This window comes from Mesorhizobium sp. BH1-1-5, from assembly GCF_020165615.1.
Lineage (GTDB): Bacteria > Pseudomonadota > Alphaproteobacteria > Rhizobiales > Rhizobiaceae > Mesorhizobium.
Window position 1 is genome coordinate 147,865 of record NZ_JAIUIM010000001.1, and the last position, 21,955, is coordinate 169,819.

The following is a 21,955-nucleotide window of genomic DNA, read 5'->3' on the forward strand; positions in this document are numbered from 1 at the left end:
CGACAATCCCGGAAATGGAAAGCCGCGTGGCTATAGCCGCGCGGCTTTTTTGTCGCCACAATGCCTGGCCGCTCACAAAAATTTTTGGCTGCGACGAAGTTGACGTTTACGCAAACGTCAATATTTGCTATCGGGACGTCGACATTGGCCCGGCCTCCTGTCCATGACAGGCAACGTGCTGGCCGGCCGGGACTGTAAGGGTGGAGGAAGGCATGACGACCTACAGGGCGCCGATCCAGGACACGCTGTTCTTGCTCAACGACGTGCTGGGCTATCAGCGCTATTCCAATCTTCCGGGCTTCTCGGACGCGACGCCCGATGTGGTCGAGGCGATCCTCGCCGAAGGCGCCAAGCTCGCCGAGAACGTCATGCATCCGCTGAACCGTGTCGGCGACATGGAAGGCTGCGTGCGCCATGACGACGGCTCGGTGACGACGCCCAAGGGCTTCAAGGACGCTTACGACCAGTATCGCGAGGGCGGCTGGATGGGGCTTGCCGCGCCTGCCGAGTTCGGTGGCCAGGGCTTGCCTTACGCTGTCCACACTGCCGTCTCCGAATACATGATCTCCGCCAACATGGCGCTGATGATGTATCCCGGCCTGACGCAAGGCGCGATCGCGGCAATCGTCACCCACGGCACGGACGAGCAGAAGGCCACCTGGCTGTCGAAGCTGATTGAGGGCACCTGGACCGGCACGATGAACCTGACCGAGCCGCATTGCGGCACCGACCTCGGCCTGCTGCGCAGCAAGGCCGTCCCCAACGGCGACGGCACCTACAGGATTTCCGGCCAGAAGATCTTCATCTCCGCCGGCGAGCACGACATGTCGGACAACATCGTCCACCTGGTGCTGGCCCGCGCCGAGGGCGCGCCGGAAGGCGTCAAGGGCATCTCGCTGTTCATCGTGCCGAAGTTCAAGCTCGATGCCTCGGGCAATCCCGGTGAGCGCAACACGCTCTCCTGCGGCTCCATCGAGGAGAAGATGGGCATCCACGGCAACTCGACCTGCGTCATGAATTATGATGAAGCCGAGGGCACGCTGCTCGGCGAATTGAACGGCGGCCTGAAGGCCATGTTCACGATGATGAACGAGGCCCGCCTCGGTGTCGGCCTGCAGGGGCTTTCGGTCTCCGAGATCGCCTATCAGAACGCCGTTTCCTACGCCAAGGACCGGCTGCAGGGCCGCTCGCTGTCGGGCGCCAAGGCTCCGGACAAGAAGGCCGACCCGATCATCGTCCATCCCGACATTCGTCGCTCGCTGATGACCATGAAGGCCTTCAACGAGGCCGGCCGCGCGCTGGCGCTGTGGACGGCGATCAAGTCCGACGTCGCGCATCGCTCCGGCGACGACAAGGACCGCCAGGCGGCCGACGACTACACCGGCCTGATGACGCCGGTGGTCAAGGGCGTGCTCACCGACAAGGGGTTCGATCACGCTGTGATGGCGCAGCAGGTGTTCGGCGGCCACGGCTATATCGAAGAGCACGGCATGAGCCAGTTCGTGCGCGATGCCCGCATCGCCATGATCTATGAAGGCGCCAACGGCATCCAGGCGCTCGACCTTGTCGGCCGCAAGCTGGCGCAGAATGGCGGCCGCGCCGTGCAGGCCTTCTTCAAGGAGGTCGGCGAGTTCTGCGAGGAAAACCGCGCCGACGACAAGATGGCGCCCTACACCAAGGTGCTGAAGAAGGGCCTCAACGACCTGCAGGCGGCAACCATGTGGCTGGTGCAGAACGCGATGGCCAAGCCCGACAATGCCGGTGCGGCCTCGACAGACTACATGCATCTTTTCGGCCTGGTGGCGCTGGGCTACATGTGGGCGCAGATGGCGAAGTCGGCGCAGACGAAGCTCGCGGAAGGCGCCAATGGCGCCAGCGTGTTCTACGACACCAAGCTGGTGACCGCGCGCTTCTTCATGGAGCGCATCATGCCGGAAACGGCGACGCGTCTTGCCCGCATATCGAGTGGCGCGGACACGCTAATGGCGCTGCCGGCGGAAGCGTTCTAGAAATGCTCGGCGTCCCCCTCCCCTTGAGGGGAGGGTGGCCAGACGAAGTCTGGTCGGGTGGGGTCGCCCGCGACGATCTCGACGCCAATTTTGACGGATGTGCGCTAGGAGGAGGACCACCGCAATGCCCCGCACGCGGGTCAGTTTCGAGATGCGGCAGAAGGCTCGCTCGCTTCGGCTCCATGCGACGAAGTCGGAGTCGTTGCTGTGGTACGAATTGCGGGAATTGAAGGCTGATGGCCTGAAGTCAGGCGGCAATCGCCGATCGGCCCGCACATTGTCGATTTCGTTTGCCCGTCGGTCAAACTCATCGTGGAGGTCGACGGCGACCTGTATGAAACCGAGGCCGGCAAGCGTCACGACGCGAATCGTTACTCCTATTTGCGGTCGCTCGGCTACGTCATTCTCCGGATCGACGAACCGGATGTCATCAACAGTGCATGGCATGTGGCGCAGTTCGTTAAAGAAAAGGCCGAGCGTGTCGCCGGCGACCCCACCCGACCGCTTCGCGGCCACCCTCCCCTCAAGGGGGAGGGGGACGCTGGCGCAGCGGAGGAAATAGCATGACAAATCCAGCCGAAATTCTTGGCCTGCCGAAGCCCGCCTGGGCGGCGGACGAGGTCGGCATGCTCTATGACATGGCGTCCCGCTTCATGGCCGAAGAGATTGCGCCGCGCTACGACGAGTTCGAGAAGAACGAGATGTTCGACCGCGAGAGCTGGCTGAAGGCGGGGGCCGCCGGCTTGCTTTGCGCCTCGATGCCGGAGAAATACGGCGGCTCGGGCGGCACCTTCGCGCATGAGAGCGCCATCATCGAGGCGATCGGCCACGTCGGCGTCGACGGCTTCGGCATCGGCCTGCACAACTCGATCGTGGCACCCTACATCCTGCATTACGGCTCCGAGGAGCAGAAGCAGAAATGGCTGCCCAAGCTGGCGAGCGGCGAGCTGATCGGGGCCATCGCCATGACGGAACCCGGCGCCGGCTCCGACCTGCAGGGCGTCAAGACCCGCGCCGAGAAGGACGGCAACCACTACAAGATCAGCGGCTCGAAGACCTTCATCACCAACGGCCAACTCGCCAATCTGATCATCGTCGTCACCAAGACCGATCCGGACAAGGGCGCCAAGGGCACCTCGCTGATCGTCGTCGAGACGGACGAGGTCGAGGGCTTCGAGCGCGGCCGCAACCTCGACAAGATCGGGCTGAAATCGAACGACACGTCCGAGCTGTTCTTCAACGACGTCCGGGTGCCGACCTCGAACCTGCTCGGCCACGAGGAAGGCAAGGGCTTCGTCCAGCTAATGCAGCAACTGCCGCAGGAGCGGCTGCAGATCGGCACCGGGGCGATCGCCATGATCGAGCGGGCGCTGGCGCTCACCATCGACTACGTCAAGGAACGCAAGGCCTTCGGCAAGGCGGTCATCGATTTCCAGAACACCCAGTTCAAGCTGGCCGAATTGAAGACCGAGGCCACGATCGGCCGCGTCTTCTACAATGACTGCGTCGCCCGCCACATCGATGGCGGCCTCGACCCGGTCACCGCCTCGATGGCCAAGTACTGGCTATCCGACCTGCAGGGCAAAGTCGTCGACGAATGCGTTCAACTGCATGGCGGCTATGGCTACATGAATGAATATCCGATCGCCCGCATGTACCGCGACGCCCGCGTCCAGCGCATCTATGGCGGCACCAACGAGATCATGAAATTGCTGATCGGGCGCTCCCTGTGAGCGCGGCGGCCGGCAAAGCCAAGGAGCACCAAAATGACTGAGGCTTACGTCTACGACGCCGTGCGCACGCCGCGCGGCAAGGGCAAGAAGGATGGCTCGCTGCATGAGGTGCCAGCGGTGCGGCTCGCCGCAAGGACGCTGGAAGCGCTGCGCGACCGCAACGGGCTTGAGACCGCCAATGTCGACGACATCATCTTCGGCTGCGTCGACCCGGTGGGCGAGGCTGGCTCGGTCATTCCGCGTGCCGCGGCCTTCGAAGCCGGCTACGACACCAAGGCGCCCGGCATGCAGATCTCGCGCTTCTGCGCCTCGGGCCTCGACGCCATCAATTTCGGCGCCGCCAAGATCGCGCAGGGCGCGGACGAGATCGTCATTGCCGGCGGCGTCGAATCCATGTCGCGCGTCGGCATGGGCATGTCGGGCGGCGCCTGGTTCATGGACCCGTCCGTCGGCCTGCCCGGCTGGTTCGTGCCGCAGGGCATCTCGGCCGACCTGATCGCCACCAAATACGGCTTTTCCCGCGACGACGTCGACGCCTATGCGGTCGAGAGCCAGAAGCGTGCGGCCAAGGCCTGGGGCGAGGGCCGCTTCAAGAATTCGGTGATCCCGATCAAGGACCAGAACGGCCTCACCATTCTCGACCATGACGAGCACATGCGGCCCTCGACCGACATGCAGTCGCTGGCCTCGCTCAACCCGTCCTTCGTCATGCCCGGCGAGATGGGCGGCTTCGACGCGGTCGCCGTGCAGAAGCATCCGGAAGTCGAGGAGGTCAATCACGTCCACCACGCCGGCAATTCCTCCGGCATCGTCGACGGCGCCGCCGCCGTGCTGCTCGGCTCCAAGAAGGCTGGCAAGGCGATGGGGCTCAAGCCCCGCGCTCGCATCCGCGCTTTCGCCAATATCGGCTCGGAACCGGTGCTGATGCTGACCGGTCCGGTCGACGTCACCGAGAAGCTGTTGAAGCGCGCCAAGATGAAGCTGTCGGACATTGACCTGTTCGAGCTCAACGAGGCTTTCGCCTCGGTCGTGCTGCGCTACATGCAGGCGTTCGAGATCCCGCATGACCAGATCAACGTCAACGGTGGGGCGATCGCCATGGGTCATCCGCTCGGCGCCACCGGCGCCATGATCCTGGGCACGGTGCTGGACGAGCTGGAGCGCCGCGACTTGAACACTGCGCTTGTCACGCTCTGCATCGGCGCCGGCATGGGCACCGCCACCATCATCGAACGCGTCTGAGGGAGACAAGAAGATGAGCTACACCAATTTCACCCTCGACGTGGACGCCGACGGCATTGCTTTGATCACCTGGGACATGACGGACCGTTCTATGAACGTGTTCACCGAGGAGGTGATGCGCGAGCTGAACGCCATCGTCGATAAGGTGGCCGGCGATGCCGCCATCAAGGGCGCGGTCATCACCTCGGGTAAGGACTCCTTCTCCGGCGGCGCCGACATCACCATGCTGCAGAAGATGCTGGCGACCTTCGCCGTCGACAAGGAGAAGGATCTCGACAAGGCGGCCAGGGCGCTGTTCGAGAATGCCGGCTATATGACTGGCCTGTTCCGCAAGATCGAGACATGCGGGAAACCGTGGGTCTCGGCGATCAACGGCACCTGCATGGGCGGCGCCTTCGAGATGTCGCTCGCCTGCCATGGCCGCGTCGCGGCCGATTCCGACAAGGTGAAGATGGCGCTGCCCGAGGTGAAGATCGGCATCTTCCCCGGCGCCGGCGGCACCCAGCGCGTGCCGCGGCTGACCGACCAGCAGCAGGCGCTGCAGATGCTGACCACCGGCCAGAACCTTTCGCCGCAGAAGGCGAAGCAGATGGGCCTTATCCACGAGATCGCGGAGCCGAAGAAACTGGTCGAGACCGCCAAGGCGATGATCAGGAACGGCCTGAAGCCGGTAGCGCCCTGGGACGAGAAGGGTTTCAAGCTGCCGGGCGGTCCGATCTATTCGGCGGCCGGCGCAAATCTCTGGCCGCCGGCCATCGCCATCCTGCGCCGCGAGACCTACGGCAATTATCCGGCCGCGGCCGCGATCCTGAAATGCGTCTATGAAGGCCTGCTGGTGCCGTTCGACACCGCGCTCAGGATCGAGCAGCGCTATTTCACCGAGATCATGCAGTCGAAGGAAGCGGCGGCGATGATCCGCTCGCTGTTCCTCTCGCTGCAAGAACTGAACAAGGGCGCGCGCCGTCCCGCCGGCGTGCCCGACACCAAGTTCAAGAAGATCGGCATCCTCGGCGCCGGCTTCATGGGTGCCGGCATCGCCTATGTCACCGCACGCGCCGGAATCCCGGTGGTGCTGCTCGACCGCGATCTGCCCTCGGCCGAGAAGGGCAAGGCGCATTCCGACGGCCTGATGGCCGACCAGGTCAAGAAGGGCCGTGCCAAGCCGGAGGACAAGGACAAGCTCCTGTCGCTGATCACGCCGACGGCGGACTATGCCGACCTTGCCGGCTGCGATCTCGTCGTCGAGGCGGTCTTCGAGGATTCGGGCGTCAAGAAGGATGCCACCGAGAAGGCCGAAGCGGCGCTGAAGTCGTCGGCGATCTTCGCTTCGAACACGTCCACGATCCCGATCACCGCGCTGGCGAAGAATTCGGCGCGGCCAAAAAGCTTCATCGGCATCCACTTCTTCTCGCCGGTCGACAAGATGACGCTGGTCGAGATCATCCTCGGCAAGAAGACGGGCGACAAGGCCCTGGCCGTCGCCTTCGACTTCGTGCGCGCCATCAAGAAGACGCCGATCGTCGTCAACGACACGCGCGGCTTCTACGTCAACCGCTGCGTGCTGCGCTACATGTCGGAAGCCTATAAGATGCTGATTGAAGGTGTGCCTGCGCCGATGATCGAGAATGCCGCCAAGGCTGCCGGCATGCCGGTCGGGCCGCTGGCGTTGACCGACGAGACCGCCGTCGACCTTGCCCAGAAGATCATGAAGCAGACCATCAGGGATCTCGGCGAAAAGGCCGTCGATCCCAGGCAGATGGCGCTGATCAACACCATGGTCGACACGCATGGCCGCTTCGGCCGCAAGAACGGCAAGGGCTTCTACGACTATCCGGCCAAACCGGCGAAGAAGAAGCTGTGGCCGGGGCTGAAGGATCTCTATCCGCAGCTGAACCCCGAGAAGGTCGACTATGAGGAGCTGAAAGAGCGCCTGCTGGTCACCATCGCGCTGGAAGCGGCCCGCGTGATGGAAGAGGGCATCGTCACCGATCCGCGCGAAGCCGATGTCGGCTCGATCCTCGCCTTCGGCTTCGCGCCCTTCACCGGCGGCGCGCTGTCCTATATCGACGGCATCGGCGCCAAGCGTTTCGTCAAGATCGCCAAGGGTCTGCAGAAGAAGTATGGCGCCGAGTTCAAGGCGCCGAAGCTTCTCCTCGACATGGCCGAGAAGGGCGAGACCTTCTACCAGCGCTTCGACCCTTACCAGAAGGGCGAGGTCAAAGAGGCGGCCTGACGAATCGGGATGTATGTCTGGGGGCGAATGGCCCGCACCATGGCCACGGCGTCGAGCCGTGGCCCCTATAGGGTCGGCGACGGCAGCCGGCTGGCCTTTCGCTGTCTGCCGATCGACATCGATTTCAACCTGCATCTGAACAACGCCCGCTACATGATGCTGGCCGATCTCGGCCGCATCGACATCTTCCTGCGCGTCGGGCTCATCGCGCTGGCGCGCAAGAATGGCTGGGCGCCGACGATCGGCGGGCTGCAGGTCGCCTATGTACGCGAGATCAAGCTGTGGCGCCGCTTCGAGGTGGTGTCGTCGATCGAGACCTGGGAAGGCACGGCCGTCATCGGCAGGCACCGTTTCGTCCTCGATGGCGGCGAGACGGCGGCGCTGATCCTGACCACCGGCGGCGTCTATGACCGTGGTGGCCGCCGCTTCCTCGACATCGACGAGGTCGTCGCAGCGCTCGGCCACGCCGCCAGCCCACGCCCGCCGACCGAAGCCGAGCGGGCGTTCATGCTTTCGCACCGGAATTTGCGCGAACAGGCCAAGGCGGCCTGATTGCGCTTGGAGCAATTCCAGGAAAAGTGTGTCGCGGTTTTCCGTCCGGAATTGCGTCAAAACAAGGAGCTAGAGCGGTTCGCCGGTTCCGTGAAACGGTGAAACGCCCTCGGCTCATTCCGCCTTGCCGAGCAGGAAGTCGGCCACCTCGTCCGAAAAGACCATCAGATCGTCATCAAAGGCGACAACGGCTCGCCTGCCTTGCGGATCCGGCCGTCCGGCAGGCATCCCGTGCGCCACCAGCGCTGCGGCGCAACCCACCCAGTCGCCACCGGGTTCGGGCTCGTTGACCGATGCCCAGCCGAGCGTTCCACGCACGTCGCCGCCGAAGCCATGCTTCTCTTTCCAGTCCGCGCCGTACTCCAGCAGGAAGGCGGTGAGGTCAGTATCGCCGCGAAAGACGGCATGGTTCAGCGCCGAGGCGTCCCAGTCGCCGCCGCGCCGGGCGATCGGCCAACCGAGCCTGACCATCGCCTTCACCGCGTCGCCGCAGCCTTGCGCGGCAAGCTCGGGCAGAAGCCGCAATTGCTGGTCCGACAGCGAAGCCGGCAGGTCGGGCCGGCGAGCCTTGATCGCGCGCGCCGTCGTCTCGTCGCCGGCCGCGCAGGCGGCGATGAAGCGCTCATCGTCGGGAAGCGGGGCGTCGTCTCCAGCTTGCCGCAGCAGCGCGGCTACATCCGGCAGCCCGAAGCGCAAGGCGACCTGATAGGCGCTCAAACCCTCGGGCGTTCGCGCCGACGGGTCGGCGCCGGCGCCAAGCAGCGCTTCGATATGCGCCGGCGAACGTCGCCGCCGGATCGCCCACAGAAGCGGCCTGCCCCAGTCGGAGGTCGGCTGGCTGCCGGCTGGTTCGTTCGGATCCGCATCCGGCGCGGCAAGCAGCAGGTTCAGCGCCTCCAGGCTGTCGAGATCCAGCACACGATAAAGCGCATTGGAGCCGGTGACACGAGCGCCGGCCGCAAGCAGGAGCCGTGTACAGGCCGGGTTCTCCAGCGAGTGGTAGAGCGACTCGCCGTCATTCGGATCTGCGCCGGCATCGAGCAGCAGCTTGGTCATGACCGGGTCATGGTTCTGCCCGGCCGCGCCGTAGAGCGCCGACAATGGATATTGGTCCGAAGGCTTCGCCAGCGAGGCCGGCGGCCTGCGGCTGCCGGTCGCCTGATTGGGATCGGCGCTGGCCTCGATGAGCAGTCTGGCGGCGGCGTGAAGCGCGTCGCGAAAGCGCGGCAGCCGCACCAGGCTCGAATGGGTCACGGCCACCAGCGGCGGCAGGTTCAGCGGGCCGCCCGGGCGGTTGAGCCAGCCGGCGTCCCGCTTCGTCGCCTCCTGCAATGCCGTCTCGTCGCCGACCGCGCAGGCCAGATAGGCGTCGCCCCGGACGAGGTCGGGATGGTCTTCGGCCATGCGCGCGGCGGCCTCGGGGTGCGCCCGGTCGGTGCTGCCGGTGATGTCCCCGGCATAGACGAGTCCCGCCCAGTTGCGGATCGAGGCGGCGCGGTCGGCGCCATAGGCGCGCTGCGCGGCGACGAAGCTGTCGAGGTCGCGCCAGGACGGGAAGCCGTATTCGCGCGCCAGGCAGGACTGGGCGTCATGCAGGCGAAGGCCGAGCGCCGCGATTGCCGTATCGTCCCTGCCCGCCGCTGAAGGCAGGCTTTGGCGAAAGCGGGCGAGCGCGTCCGGCTCGCCGCGCCGGTAGGCCGCGAGCAGGTCCTTGGCCTGTTTCTTCAACAGGTCGAGATTGGGACGGTTGGGGAGTTGGTTCATGAAAACCTCCGTGCGTTCTTCGCCGAAGGTCCGCAAATCCGGCTGCACAAAGGTTTGGCTGTCAGCTCATCGAAGCAAGTGGGTTCAACCCTTCCCGCGGACCCGGATGCGGCCTGCACCGCGGGCCGGACCTTAGGGGCATTCAGCGTCCAAGGTCAATCCGGCGCGGTCGCCGCCGGCCCGATCACGCTTTCATGAGCAGGGCGCCGCCAGCTTTTTTGCAACAGGTCGGAATGATAGATTAGCTATCGCTAACAGAAGTGTTGAGGAGCGATTATCATGCGCATGATGCTGAAAGTTACCGTTCCGACCGTCGAAGGCAACAAGGCACTCAAGGATGGCAGCATGGGGAAGTTCATCGAACACACTGTCCGAGCTTAAGCCGGAGGCCGCCTACTTCACCGCCGAAAAGGGTCAACGAACGGCTTACCTGTTCGTCGACATAAAGGACAGTTCCGACATGCCGCATTTCGGCGAGCGGTTCTTCCTGGCTTTCAACGCCGCCGTGGATTTCGTGCCGGTCATGAATGCCGAGGAACTCAGGAAAGGCCTGCCGAAGGCCCTGGCCGGGATCGGATAGGTACTGCGTCCGAACGGGAAGGGGATGGAGCATTCTTAACGATCCGCCGGCTGCGCCGGTGGACAAGGGCGTGACTGCGCGCTAGACAGGCTTGAGGCATTTTTTCCTGTTTTAAAGGAGAGCGCGCGTGCTCTCACATGACCGCGTATGGGCCGCAATCGACGCTCTCGCCGAGCGCTACTCGCTTTCGGCTTCCGGCCTTGCCCGGCGCGCCGGCCTCGATTCGACGGCCTTCAACAAGTCGAAGCGTCTGTCTTCCGACGGCCGGCCGCGCTGGCCCTCGACCGAGTCGCTGGCCAAGATCATCGAAGCCACCGGCGCTTCGCTGGAGGAGTTCACCGGGCTGGTCGAAGGACACGGCGGCGCCTCCGTCGCCCAGCATCGCAGCGCCGTCCCGCTGCTTGGCTTCGCCCAGGCCGGCGCGGGCGGCTTCTTCGACGATGCCGGCTATCCGGCGGGGCAGGGCTGGGATCTGGTCGAGCTTCCGGCGCGGGCGACCGAGACGTCCTACGCGCTGCAGGTGCAGGGCGATTCCATGCTACCGCTCTACCGCAACGGCGACGTGCTGATCGTCGAGCCGGGCGCACCGACGCGCAAGGGCGACCGTGTCGTGGTCAAGACCACGGCCGGCGAGGTGATGGCTAAGGTGCTCGATCGGCAAACGGTGAAATCGATCGTGCTGGTTTCGCTCAACCCCGCTCACCCGGACCGTGACATCCCGACGCGCGATATCGAATGGGTGGCGCGCATCGTCTGGGCGAGCCAGTAGGTCCGGACTGGTGCGGCTTCTTCAAACAGCCCTGGCGGTTCTGGCAATTCCGGTGATGGCGGCGCTCGTCGTTGCCGGCGGCCGCGCAGTCAAAGGCCATGAGAGCACGATCGCGGTGGATCAGATCGATCCGGACGCGCTTGCAGATCCAGGCACTGAGACGCCGCCGGAAGAGCCGGCGACCTCGGCCATTCCCGCGCCCGCCGCTCCGCAGCCCCCCGTTCATTCGAGAGCCATCGATCCTGAAACGGTGGCGCCGCCCGCTCTTTCGGACAATCAGCTCGAACGGGTGGAACCGCGCGCGCCGCTCAGCGATCTGGCGCTGGCCGGGCCGCCCAAGCCGCCCAAAACGAAGATGCCAGGCGACTGGAACGGCACGAAATTGTTCCAGCCGGTCGCCACCGCCGCCGGGCTGATCGAATCGAAGGGCTACGCGGTCGCCGTGTCGGGCGTGGATGTCGTCAAGGCGGACGAAACCTGCAGCGACGAGGGCAAGAGCTGGGCCTGCGGCGCGCGCGCCAGGACAGCGTTCCGCGCTTTCCTGCGTGGCCGTGCCGTCGCCTGCACCGTGCCGCCGGAGGGCGGTCGCGACACCATTTCCGCCGAATGCCATATCGGCAATCAGGACATCGGCCAGTGGCTGGTCGAGAACGGCTGGGCGCGCGCCGCGCAAGGCGGCCCCTATGTCGAGGCCGAGAGCAAGGCCCGCACCGCAAGGAAGGGTATTTTCGGGCCGGCGCCGAACCTCGACGGCCTGCCGGCGCTGCCGGCCGCATCGGAACCGGCGCCCGTGGCGCCGGACTCGATCCTGCCGGCCGATGGCGGCGACGTTACGCCGCCAGCTGACCAGCCAGCGCCCGCTCAATGAGCGCCCGTGTCTCGGCGATGCCGTAAAGTGCCGCGAACGAACCGAAGCGCGGCCCGCGTTCCTGGCCGATCAGCACCTGATAGATCATCTGGAAGAAGGCGACCGACACGCCGGGCCCGCCCTCCGGGCTCTGCTTGGAATGGTCCTGGTAGCGCTCGATCTTGCGCGCGACATTGAGCGCGGCGTTCTGGATCGCCTCGCCGTCGGCGCCTTGCGGCAGCGCGCCGAGCGTGTCGGAAAGCTTCGCCAGCGCCTCGCGCTCCACCTCGTCGGCGGCGCGGAAAACCTTGGTCGGCTTCACGAAGTCGTCGAAATAGCGGATCGCGTAGCCGGTCAGCCGGTCGAGTTCCGGATGCGTCTTCGGTGTCACGCCCGGCGCATGCCGCGAGATGAAGCCCCACAGCACCGACTTGTCATGCGCGTTGGAGGCGCTAACCAGGTTGAGCAGCAGCGCGAACGGCACCGGCAGGTCGATGGCCGGCGGGTTGCCGTCATGCATATGCCAGACCGGATTGCCGAGCCGCTCCTTCCAGTCCTGGCGCGGATAAGCGCCGAGGAAAGCGTAATACTCGTCCACCGCCTTCGGGATGACGTCGAAATAGAGCTTCTTCGCCTGCCGCGGCCGCTGGTACATGTAGAGGCCGAGGCTCTCCGTCGGCGCGTAGGTCAGCCATTCGTCGATGGTCAGGCCATTGCCTTTCGACTTCGAGATCTTCTGGCCTTCCTCGTCGAGGAACAGCTCGTAGACGAAATGCTCCGGCGCGCGCCCGCCGAGGATGTTGCAGATGCGGTCGTAGATCGCCGCGTTGGTCTGGTGGTCCTTGCCGAACATCTCGAAATCGACGCCGAGCGCTGCCCAGCGCATGCCGAAATCCGGCTTCCACTGCAGCTTCACATGGCCGCCGGTGACCGGCAGCGTCGTCTCCGTGCCTTCATCGTCGAAGGTGATGGTGCCAGCCTTGGCGTCGACATTTATCATCGGCACATAGAGCACGCGGCCGCTCTTCGGCGAGATCGGCAGGAAGGGGCTGTAGGTCGCTTGACGCTCCGGCCCGAGCGTCGGCAGCATCACGCCCATGATCTCGTCATAGTGCCCAGCGGCGCGCAGCAGTATCTCGTCGAAGCGGCCGGCCTTGTAGTACTGCGTCGCGCTGGCGAACTCGTAGTCGAAGCCGAACGTGTCGAGGAAGCGGCATAGCATCGCGTTGTTGTGGTCCGCGAAGCTCGCATAGTCGCCGCCGAACGGATTGGGCACCGAGGTCAGCGGCATATGCAGATAGGGCTCGAGCGCGGCGCGGTCCGGGACGTTCTCCGGGATCTTGCGCATGCCGTCCATGTCGTCGGAGAAGCACAGGAGCTTGGTCTTGACCTTGTCTTGCGTCAGCACCCGGAAGGCATGCCGCACCATGGTCGTGCGCGCCACCTCGCCGAAGGTGCCGATATGCGGCAGGCCGGAGGGGCCGTAGCCGGTTTCGAACAGCACGGTTTCGGGAAAATCCTTGCCCTTGTAGCGGGCGATAATCTTCTTGGCTTCCTCGAACGGCCAGGCCTTGCTCTCGGCCGCCGCCGCAAGCATCTCGGGATTGAGATCGATGAGGTTTGATCCCGTCATGTCAAAGGTCCAGTCATGGCCGTCTGCGCGGCGAAATAAAGTTTGTCGACCGGTCTCTAGGCGCGCGAGACCGGAGCGTCAACGATTTGCGCCGGTTTTCCTTGCGACGCCATAATGGGGTCCCTACGTTGGAGCGCGATTATCCTGTGCATGCCGCCCCAAAGTGCCTCGTGGTTTGGGGAAACGACATGCACGCTTCCAGGAGTTTTGAATGCCCTTATTGACGCCGCACGAAGCCCTGATCCACCTGATGGTCATCACCTCCGCTTCCGACCGCGACATGACCGATGTCGAGCTTGCGCGGATCGGCGACGTCGTCCGCTCCTGGCCGGTGTTCGTCGATTTCAACCAGGACAGGCTGGTTGCCGTGGCGCAGGCCTGCCAGAAGGCGCTGCATGAGAAGGATGGGTTGGAAGGCGTGCTGGCGCGCGTTGCCGATGCGCTGCCGGAGCGGCTGCGCGACACGGCCTACGCCGCCGCTTTCGAGGTCGCCGCCGTCGATCTCGAGATGCGCATGGAGGAGGTGAGGGTGCTGCAGCTCATCCGCCTCAAGCTCGATCTCGATACGCTGACCGTGGCCGCGATCGCGCGGGCGGCCAAGGCGCGCCTGCGCACGCTGACCTAGAAAAAGCTCACCGGAAAATAGCGTAGATAAAACTCGGCGAAGGTGCCTTTGATCGAGATCTCCTGCAGCGCGTAGTCGAAGGCGGCGGCAAGCGCAGTGTCGCTCTTGCGGGTGGCGATCGCCATGCCCGAGCCCAGATACTCTGGCGCTAGATAAGGACCGCCGGCGAAGCGGCAGCAGCCGGCGGCGTCCGAGCCGCCCAGCCAGAAGGAAAAGCGCATGCCGTCGCCGAAGGCGGCGTCGATCTTGTTGGCCTTGAGGTCGGCATAGAGGTCCTCCGGCTTGTCGAACGTAACCACCTGCACGGTCTTGAAATAGTCGCGCAGCATTTTCTCATGCGCCGAGCCGGTGACGACGCCGACCCGCTTGCTGCGCAATTTGTCCAGGATCGGCTCGGCGAAGGCCTTTGCCTTGGGCATGATGAAGCGCGCCGGGAATTGCATGTAGGAGCGCGAGAAGGCGTATTTCTCCCGGCTCTCCGGGGTCGCGGCGATGCCGGCGATGATCGCCTCGCCTTCGCCTTTCTGGAGGGCATCCTCCAACTCGTTCCACGGCAAGGCCTGGACCTGGCATTTCTCGACGACGCCCAGTTCCGCGCAGATCGCACGCGCCAGATCGATGTGGAATCCCGACAGGCGGCCTGAGCCGTCGAGGAAGTTGAAGGGCGGAAAATCGGTGGTGGTGAGGAATCTGAGCCGCGGCAGCGCCGAGAGGTCGGGCTTCGGCAGCCGCTCCTTGGCGTCCCAAAGCACCGGCACCTGCGGCTCCGCACCTTGAGTCGCGCCGGCAAGGGGCAGTGCGCCGCCCAGCACCGACATCAGGGCCAGAAATATCCGCCGCAACATCACGATATGGCTCCGCGCCTGTCCCCGTTCCTTGGCTTTTCGTATGAAAATGGGGCAGGCACAACGGTTTTTGATTTCAAGCGGCCAAATTAAGCGTATGGTTTAGCTCGTTTGCAAATGACCTGCGCGCCGGAAGGGGGAAGCTGCCGGCATAGCTGAGGAGATTGCAAAGTGGGGGTTGATGGCGACGGGGTGTTCGTCCATCTATCGTCGGTAATGAAAAAGCAGAAGCAACATGGGGTAGATGTTGCGATGGGCCTGTTCGACAGAACTCTGGAATACATAGACCAGTTGCAGCATGCTGGCACTGCGGCCGCAGTCTGCGAGCGGCTGCTCGGCGTCACCTCGAACTTCGGCCTGACCGCACTGATGGCGGGAACGGTGCCGCAGCCGGGCACGCCACGCGGCCAGCAGAAGCAGCACGTGCTGCTTTGCGATTGGCCAGGCAATTGGCTGGAGCGCTATGTGGCGCGCAACTATGTCGATCACGATCCGGTCGTCAGTCACATGAAGCAGCTTCAGGCGCCGTTCCAATGGCGGGACGCCTCCAGGAATACCCTGATCGACAAGAGCAGCGACGAAGTCATGGGCGACGCGCGCGAGTTCAAGCTGCGCGACGGCCTGGCGCTTCCGCTGGTCACGCTCGACGGCCAGATCGTCATGGTCTCGCTGGGCGGCGAGTCCGTCGAGCTGTCCGACGAGGAATTCGGAATGGTCTCGCTGGCGTCGACCTATGCGATCGGCCGCGCCATGCAACTGCACACCAAGGCCGACAGCGTCATCGATCACATAGAATTGACGGCGCGTGAGCGGGAGTGCCTGCAATGGGCCGCCGTCGGCAAGTCCGAATGGGAGATATCTCAAATTTTAGGCATCTCGGAACACACTTCCGAGAAACATCTTCTTAACGCCAAGAGCAAACTGGGCGCAGCCAACCGGGTCCAGGCAGTCGCGGAGGCGATTAGACGTGGCTATATTAGCTAGGTCGGCCGTGCCGACCTAGAAATTCTTGCCTGCGCATTCGCGCAATATTTTAAGGGACATCACGGCCGTATCTTCCTCTTAAGCCTAGGAGACGGCTAATGCTTTTTGCCCTTACCACTCAGGAACTGATGGAACGTCCCGACCTGTGGGAGGCGGTCCATCGACTGCGCTACAAGATCTTCGTCGAGGAGATGGGATGGACCGATCTCGATCGCCCGGACCATCTCGAGATCGACCAGTTCGATCATGACGAGGCCGAGCACCACCTCGTCATCCGCAACGGCGAGCTGGCCGGCTACCAGCGCATGCTGCCGACCACACGGCCGCATCTTCTGACTGACGTGTTGTACGACCTCTGCGAGGGACCATCCCCCACGGGGCCGAATGTCTGGGAGCTGACCCGCTACGCAGTGGCCCCGGGCTTTCGTGACGGCAAGCGCGGCGTCTCGACGGTCGGCACAGAACTGATCGCCGGCTTCGTCGAATGGGGCCTGAAGCGCAACGTCAACCAGGTCATCATCGAGTTCGAGCCGATGTGGGTCCTGCGCGCGCTGCAGCTGCACTTCCTGGCCAAGCCGCTCGGCTACCAGCGCACCTACGGCAACCAGCAGGTCGTGGCGACGCTGCTCACCTTCACCGAGCATACGCTCGATGTCGTGCGCCAGCGCCGCAACCACCATCTGCCGGTGCTGACCTGGGGCTATCCGGGCCAGCTCGGCCTCAGGCAGGCATCGTGATGGAGGCGGTCATGAGTTTCCATCCCGAACCGGAACTGCGCGGCCACACGCTGGTCGTCACGGTGTCCTCGCATGACGGCCGGCCGGTACTGGACAGGCACGCCTATGCGAACCTTGCCAGGACCTTGCACGAGGCGGCTGTCAATGATGAGGTCCGCGTCGTCATGCTGCGCGGCCTTGCCGGCTGCTTCTGTCTTGGCGGTGACTTCTCGGAGTTCCTCGACGCCACCAAGCACCGGGAGCTGATCGCCGCCGTCACCGACATGTTCCGCATGCTGGCGACCTTCCCCAAGCCGGTCCTTGCCTGTGTCGACGGCGATGCCGTCGGTGTCGGCTGCACCATCCTGTTCCATTGCGACATGGTGATCGCTTCCAGGGGCAGCACCTTCAGGGTGCCGTTCGTCGATTTCGGCCTGGTGCCGGACGCGGCGACCAGCATTTTGGCGCCCCAGAAGCTCGGCTATGCCGGTGCCTTCCGCTTCTTCTGCCTGGGCGACACGCTGGGCGTCGAAGACGCCAGGGCGCTAGGTCTGGTCGGCGAGATCGTGATGCAGGGCAGCGCCGAGGAAGCGACGCTGGCAAGGGCGAAACAGCTGGCCAAGAAGCCTGTGGCGGCGTTGCTGCAGACGCGCAGCCTGCTCAAGGGCGATACGGACGTGCTGTGCGACCGCATCGACCATGAGATCACGCTGTTCCAGCAGGCGCTTCAGGACGACACCACGCTGAAGCGGCTGCAGCGGATCGCTCGCCTGGCTGCCTGAGCGGCCGACATGAAAGTCTCAGCGCCGCGCGAGCCGAAGGCCGCGCGGCGCTGTAATCCGCGGTCTTTGCGTGGAGCATGTCGTCTTCCCAAAACCGCCGCGCACCCTCGGGTCGAGTCCGAGGGCATGCTTTCGGGAGATGTGCGTCAGTCTTTCAGGAATTCCGGTCCCTCGCCGATGATCTTCTTGTCGGGCTTGCCGACGGCGTCGAGGTCGCGGCCGTCATAGGGCAGGGAAAGCAGGATACGCTGGATCACCGCGAGCCGGGCGCGGCGCTTGTCGTTGGCTCGCACGATGGTCCAGGGCGAGAACTCCTTGTGCGTGCGTTCGATCATCTGGTCGCGCGCCTTGGTGTAATCTTCCCACTTGCCGACGCCGGCGATGTCGATCGGCGAGAACTTCCAGTTCTTCAGCGGCGACCAGCGACGGTCATGGAACCGTTCGAGCTGGGTCTCGCGGCCGATGTTCAGCCAGAATTTGAAGAAATGGATGCCCTCGTTGGCGATCATCCGCTCGAAATGCGGCGTCTCGTCGAGGAATTTCTCGTGCTGCTCGGGCGTGCAGAACCCCATGACCGGCTCGACGCCGGCGCGGTTGTACCAGGAGCGGTCGAAGGTCACGAACTCGCCCGAGGTCGGGAAATGGTCGACATAGCGCTGGTAGTACCATTGCCCCGCCTCGGTCGGCGTCGGCTTGGTCAGCGCGACGTTGCGAGCCGTGCGCGGGTTCATATATTGCCGCAGCACGAAGATCGTGCCGCCTTTGCCGGCGGCGTCCCTGCCCTCGAACAGCGCCATCACCCGCTTGCCGGTCGCCTGCAGCCAGGCCTGCGCCTTGACCAGTTCGATCTGCAGCGCCTCGAGCTCCTTTTCGTACTCCTCGCCTTTCATCTTCTTGTCGTAAGGATAACCGCCGGTGGTGAGCTTGTTGTCCTCGATCCAGTCAGGGAGTGCCGGATTGTCGATGTCGAACTCGCGCTCCTTGCCGCCGATCTTGATCTTGATCGGCGCCGTGGCCGGCACCGCTTCAGCTGCTTCCTTGGCCTTTTTCATCCAGACGAACCTTTCCAGTTTGCGGACTCATGCTATGGAGCCTGTGCAGCGCAGCGCGCATTCGGGCGCAAACACGCTGTAGCATATTGATTTTGCGCATGAACCTTCGCGAAAATCGATCCTGATTTTCAGGGTCCCATGCGTCAGGCCGGTCCAGCAAGCCGCTGGCCGGTCGAACGGGATGCGGGGTGGCGCGGGGCCTATGGCAGAGACGGGCGCGGGACGAAACAGCAAGGGGCAAGCCTTGGCGGCGCGGCTGTCGCGCAACCGCTGGCTGCTTGGCGCGGGTGTTCTTGCGGTATTTGCCGTCTATTTTTTTGCCGGCGCCTCCGTCTATGTGCTGGTGCTGGCCCTGGCCGCGCTGGCGGCCGCGGCGATGCTGCCCGCGGATGCCGGACGCCAGCCAGCCGATACGGGGGCAGCGATCGAGGCAAGCGGGCTGCAGAGGCTCTCCGGCGAGTATCTGGCGGCCGCGGTCGCCGATCCGCTGATCATCTTCGAGGATTCCGCCGCCATCGTGCACGCCAACGCCGCCGCCTTCGCCGCCTTCGGCGGGCTGGCGCCCGGAATGTCGCTGGCATTGAAGTTTCGCGCGCCGGAAATGCAGGCGCTACTCGACGGCATCCTGTCGGGGCAGGTCGCGGCCGATGCGGTCGACTACACCGAAAAGCTGCCAGTGGAACGCACATATCGCGTCAGCGCGTCCACGGTCGGCCATGCCACCGGCCTTTACGTGCTGGTGTTCAAGGATCAGAGCGAGACGCGTCGCATAGATCGCATGCGAGCCGATTTCATCGCCAATGCCAGTCATGAGCTGCGCACCCCGCTGGCCTCGATCGCCGGCTTCATCGAGACGCTGCGCGGGCCGGCCCGCAACGATCCGGCGGCGCGCGACCAGTTCCTGCAGATCATGCAGAACCAGACCGGCCGCATGGCCCGTCTGATCGACGACCTGCTCTCGCTGTCGCGGCTGGAGATGAAACCCTATCTGAGGCCGGGCACGGAGGTCGATCTTCGCCAGACGATCGACAGCGTCATCGATTCGCTCGGGCCGCTGGCCAGCGAGAACGGCATCGTCATCGAGCGGGAGTTCGCCAATGGGCCGCTTGTTGTTCCCGGCGATCGCGACGAGCTGTTCCAGGTATTCGAGAATCTCCTCGAGAACGCCTGCAAATACGGCCAGTCGGGCGGGCGCGTCGCCGTATCGATCGCCAGCGCCGAGGATAGCCAACAGCCGGGCTTCGACGTCACGATCAGGGACTATGGTCCGGGCATTGCCGAAGAACACATCCCGCGCATCACCGAGCGCTTCTACCGCGTCGATGTCGAAAACAGCCGCACCCAGAAAGGCACCGGGCTTGGCCTTTCGATCGTCAAGCATATATTGACCCGTCATAACGCAAGACTGTCCATCAAGTCGGAAGTCGGCAAGGGCGCGGCGTTCACAGTTCATTTGCCGGCTCGCTGATCGTGTACAGGTTGCCAACCGGGATTTTCTTCTTTCTGTCATGCGGTTCGCGTATCAGCGACGGATTGAGGGAACGCACCAGCCGGTAAAAACCGGGAAGGCATATCCATGCAGTCCGTCCATATCGTCAGTGCCTATGATGAAGAACTGAAATTCCTGTCGAAGCGCATCGCCGCGATGGGCGGGCATGCGGAGCGCATGGTCGAACAGGCGGTCGCGGCACTGGTGAACGTCGACCATGGCCTCGCGCAGAAGGTCATCCAGGACGATCTCGTCCTCGACGAGGGGCAGCGCGAGATCGACGACAAGGCGATCATCATCATCGCCAGGCGCCAGCCGATGGCGACGGACCTTCGCGAGATCGTCGGCGCCATCCGCATCTCGGCCGATATCGAGCGTGTCGGCGACTTGGGCAAGAACGTCGCCAAGCGCGTGGCCTCGGTCGACGGCCGCCAGCCGAACAGCCTTTTCCGCGGCCTCGAGGCCCTTGCCAACCTGGCGCTGACGCAGCTCAAGGAAGTGCTCGACATCTATGCCTCGCGCTCGGTCGAGAGGATCGGCTTCGTGCGCGACAGGGACGATCAGATCGACGCCATGTACACCTCGCTGTTCCGCGAGCTTTTGACTTACATGATGGAAGATCCCCGCAACATCACGCCCTGCACGCATCTTCTGTTCTGCGCCAAGAATATCGAGCGCATCGGCGACCATGCCACCAATATCGCCGAGACGATCTATTACATCGTCACGGGCGACCAGATGCCGGCCGACCGGCCGAAGGGCGACAAGACCGACAAGGTCGTGCTTCCCGGCCCGGTGCCGGCTAAGTGAACCGGCGCCTCTCGAACGGTTTCCTAATATAGGCTAAGCTTCTCCGAGCAATTCCAGGAAAAGTGTAATACGGTTTTCCGTCCGGAATTGTGTGAAACAGGGAGGCGGAGCGGTTCGCCGTTCCATGAAACGGTGAAACGTTCCAGGCACAGCGATTTGTCAGTCGCAGTCTCGGGAGGTTTGCGATGGAGCAAGTTCGGAACCTGACCCCGGCCGCAACGTCGGGCATCATAGCGTCCAGCGTCTATTCGGGCGGCAAGCGCATCGCAGACATCGCGATCGAACAGGCCGGCGAATGGGCGGCTAAACCCGGCCATGTCGTCTGGATCGGCCTGCTCGAGCCCGATCGCAACCTGCTGCTCAGGGTGCAGGCGCAATTCCACCTGCATGACCTGGCGATCGAGGACGCCGAGCATCCGCATGCGCGCCCTAAGATCGAGCAATATGGCGACGCCCTCTTCATCGTCGCCCGCACCGCGCAATTGATCGAAGGCCGCGTCACGTTCGGCGAGACGCATCTGTTCGTCGGCACCGGTTACATCGTCAGCGTCCGGCATGGGCCGTCGACTTCCTATGCCGCGGTGCGCCAGCATTGGGAGAGCTGCCCGCATTCGCTCGCCAAGGGCGAGGACTTCGTCCTCTACGCCATCCTCGATTTCATCGTCGACAATTACATGCCGGTGCTGGAGCAGATCGAGGACGAGGTCGAGGCGATCGAGGACAAGGTGCTTTTGAAGCCGATGACCGGCGCCGATATCGAGCGGCTTTACATGTTGCGCCGCGATCTGCTGCGGCTGCGCAACGCGGCCCTGCCGCTGGTGGAGGTGTGCCGTCGGCTGACCAGCGCCGACCTGCCGCAGGTCCATGCCGCCATGCATCCGCTGTTTCGCGACGTGACCGACCACATCCGCACCGTGCAGGAAAAGATCGATAGCCTGCGCGAGGTCTTGGCCTTCGCCTTCGAAGCCAGCCTTCTCGTCGGACAGAGCCAGGAAACCGCCATCTCCAAGAAGCTCGCTTCATGGGCCGCCATCCTGGCGGTGCCGACGGCTTTCGCCGGCATCTACGGCATGAACTTCTCAGACATGCCGGAGTTGAAGATGGAATATGGCTATCCCGTCATTCTGCTGGTGATGGCCTCGATCTGCTCGTTCCTGTACTGGCGGTTCAAGAAGAACGGATGGCTGTGAGCGGAAGCGAATAGCCAATAGGGAGCGGCGAATAGGGAGCAACGAAAACGGCTTGCTCCCTGTCGCAGAAGCCAAGCCGTTCTATTCGCTATTCGCTATT

The 21,955-nt window shown here is 64.1% G+C and carries 20 protein-coding genes; 16 read left to right on the forward strand and 4 right to left on the reverse strand.

Features of this window, described 5'->3' with window-relative positions:
• The first annotated feature begins 212 nt into the window (after positions 1–212).
• The 6 genes from LB572_RS00705 to LB572_RS00730 all read left to right on the forward strand — a co-directional run bounded on the left by LB572_RS00705 (position 213) and on the right by LB572_RS00730 (position 7,769).
• The gene (locus LB572_RS00705; RefSeq protein ID WP_224666267.1) at positions 213–2,009 is read left to right on the forward strand and encodes an acyl-CoA dehydrogenase; all 1,797 of its coding nucleotides are present in this window, start codon (positions 213–215) and stop codon (positions 2,007–2,009) included.
• A 309-nt stretch (positions 2,010–2,318) separates the two neighbouring features.
• Positions 2,319–2,576: a DUF559 domain-containing protein gene (locus LB572_RS00710; RefSeq protein WP_318013972.1), complete on the forward strand. Its 258-nt coding sequence runs from the start codon at positions 2,319–2,321 to the stop codon at positions 2,574–2,576.
• Positions 2,573–3,742: an acyl-CoA dehydrogenase family protein gene (locus LB572_RS00715; RefSeq protein WP_224666269.1), complete on the forward strand. Its 1,170-nt coding sequence runs from the start codon at positions 2,573–2,575 to the stop codon at positions 3,740–3,742. Before LB572_RS00710 ends, LB572_RS00715 begins: the two co-directional genes overlap by 4 nt.
• Positions 3,743–3,775: 33 nt before the next feature.
• Positions 3,776–4,984: an acetyl-CoA C-acetyltransferase gene (locus LB572_RS00720; RefSeq protein ID WP_224666270.1), complete on the forward strand. Its 1,209-nt coding sequence runs from the start codon at positions 3,776–3,778 to the stop codon at positions 4,982–4,984.
• 13 nt (positions 4,985–4,997) lie between these two features.
• Positions 4,998–7,217 (forward strand): 3-hydroxyacyl-CoA dehydrogenase NAD-binding domain-containing protein, encoded by a 2,220-nt coding sequence (locus LB572_RS00725; protein WP_224666271.1) that lies wholly within the window; start codon positions 4,998–5,000, stop codon positions 7,215–7,217.
• Positions 7,218–7,226: 9 nt separating this feature from the next.
• A complete protein-coding gene (locus LB572_RS00730; RefSeq protein ID WP_224666272.1) occupies positions 7,227–7,769 on the forward strand; it encodes a thioesterase family protein in 543 nt (180 codons plus the stop codon).
• A 114-nt stretch (positions 7,770–7,883) separates the two neighbouring features.
• On the opposite strand, the gene LB572_RS00735 is transcribed toward LB572_RS00730, so the two are convergent.
• The gene (locus tag LB572_RS00735) at positions 7,884–9,533 is read right to left on the reverse strand and encodes a hypothetical protein (RefSeq protein ID WP_224666274.1); all 1,650 of its coding nucleotides are present in this window, start codon (positions 9,531–9,533) and stop codon (positions 7,884–7,886) included.
• Between the two features lie 337 nt (positions 9,534–9,870).
• Between LB572_RS00735 and LB572_RS00740 the strand changes: the two genes are divergently transcribed.
• The 3 genes from LB572_RS00740 to LB572_RS00750 all read left to right on the forward strand — a co-directional run bounded on the left by LB572_RS00740 (position 9,871) and on the right by LB572_RS00750 (position 11,750).
• Positions 9,871–10,113 (forward strand): hypothetical protein, encoded by a 243-nt coding sequence (locus tag LB572_RS00740; protein WP_224666275.1) that lies wholly within the window; start codon positions 9,871–9,873, stop codon positions 10,111–10,113.
• A gap of 127 nt (positions 10,114–10,240) precedes the next feature.
• Positions 10,241–10,882 carry a helix-turn-helix transcriptional regulator gene (locus LB572_RS00745; protein WP_224666276.1) on the forward strand — a complete coding sequence of 214 codons (642 nt, stop codon included), beginning with the start codon at positions 10,241–10,243 and terminating at the stop codon, positions 10,880–10,882.
• A gap of 10 nt (positions 10,883–10,892) precedes the next feature.
• Positions 10,893–11,750, forward strand: coding sequence for a thermonuclease family protein (locus tag LB572_RS00750; protein WP_224666277.1), 858 nt, complete (start codon positions 10,893–10,895; stop codon positions 11,748–11,750).
• Here the strand turns inward: LB572_RS00750 and LB572_RS00755 are convergent.
• Entirely contained in the window at positions 11,713–13,362 is a 1,650-nt protein-coding gene (locus LB572_RS00755) for a lysine--tRNA ligase (protein ID WP_224666279.1), read from the reverse strand. The genes LB572_RS00750 and LB572_RS00755 overlap by 38 nt on opposite strands.
• Positions 13,363–13,573: 211 nt before the next feature.
• Between LB572_RS00755 and LB572_RS00760 the strand changes: the two genes are divergently transcribed.
• A complete protein-coding gene (locus tag LB572_RS00760) occupies positions 13,574–13,987 on the forward strand; it encodes a tellurite resistance TerB family protein (protein WP_140802780.1) in 414 nt (137 codons plus the stop codon).
• Here LB572_RS00760 and LB572_RS00765 read toward each other — a convergent pair.
• Complete coding sequence (locus tag LB572_RS00765) at positions 13,984–14,805, reverse strand: transporter substrate-binding domain-containing protein (protein ID WP_224666579.1); 822 nt, start codon at positions 14,803–14,805, stop codon at positions 13,984–13,986. The genes LB572_RS00760 and LB572_RS00765 overlap by 4 nt on opposite strands.
• A 279-nt stretch (positions 14,806–15,084) precedes the next feature.
• Here LB572_RS00765 and LB572_RS00770 point away from each other — a divergent pair, with 279 nt between their 5' ends.
• The 3 genes from LB572_RS00770 (at position 15,085) to LB572_RS00780 (ending at position 17,314) form a co-directional block, all read left to right on the forward strand.
• On the forward strand, positions 15,085–15,816 hold the full coding sequence (locus LB572_RS00770; RefSeq protein WP_263497757.1) for a helix-turn-helix transcriptional regulator: 732 nt from the start codon (positions 15,085–15,087) through the stop codon (positions 15,814–15,816).
• Positions 15,817–15,914: 98 nt separating this feature from the next.
• Positions 15,915–16,553 carry an acyl-homoserine-lactone synthase gene (locus LB572_RS00775; protein WP_140802783.1) on the forward strand — a complete coding sequence of 213 codons (639 nt, stop codon included), beginning with the start codon at positions 15,915–15,917 and terminating at the stop codon, positions 16,551–16,553.
• Between the two features lie 11 nt (positions 16,554–16,564).
• The gene (locus tag LB572_RS00780; protein WP_224666282.1) at positions 16,565–17,314 is read left to right on the forward strand and encodes an enoyl-CoA hydratase-related protein; all 750 of its coding nucleotides are present in this window, start codon (positions 16,565–16,567) and stop codon (positions 17,312–17,314) included.
• A 146-nt stretch (positions 17,315–17,460) separates the two neighbouring features.
• Here the strand turns inward: LB572_RS00780 and ppk2 are convergent, their stop codons facing one another.
• Positions 17,461–18,366, reverse strand: coding sequence for a polyphosphate kinase 2 (gene ppk2, locus LB572_RS00785; protein ID WP_224666283.1), 906 nt, complete (start codon positions 18,364–18,366; stop codon positions 17,461–17,463).
• Positions 18,367–18,568: 202 nt separating this feature from the next.
• On the opposite strand from ppk2, the gene LB572_RS00790 reads away from it, so the two are divergent.
• The 3 genes from LB572_RS00790 to LB572_RS00800 all read left to right on the forward strand — a co-directional run bounded on the left by LB572_RS00790 (position 18,569) and on the right by LB572_RS00800 (position 21,855).
• Complete coding sequence (locus LB572_RS00790) at positions 18,569–19,834, forward strand: sensor histidine kinase (RefSeq protein WP_140802786.1); 1,266 nt, start codon at positions 18,569–18,571, stop codon at positions 19,832–19,834.
• 108 nt (positions 19,835–19,942) lie between these two features.
• On the forward strand, positions 19,943–20,665 hold the full coding sequence (gene phoU / locus LB572_RS00795; protein WP_140802787.1) for a phosphate signaling complex protein PhoU: 723 nt from the start codon (positions 19,943–19,945) through the stop codon (positions 20,663–20,665).
• Between the two features lie 185 nt (positions 20,666–20,850).
• On the forward strand, positions 20,851–21,855 hold the full coding sequence (locus LB572_RS00800) for a magnesium and cobalt transport protein CorA (protein ID WP_140802788.1): 1,005 nt from the start codon (positions 20,851–20,853) through the stop codon (positions 21,853–21,855).
• Positions 21,856–21,955: the final 100 nt, after the last annotated feature.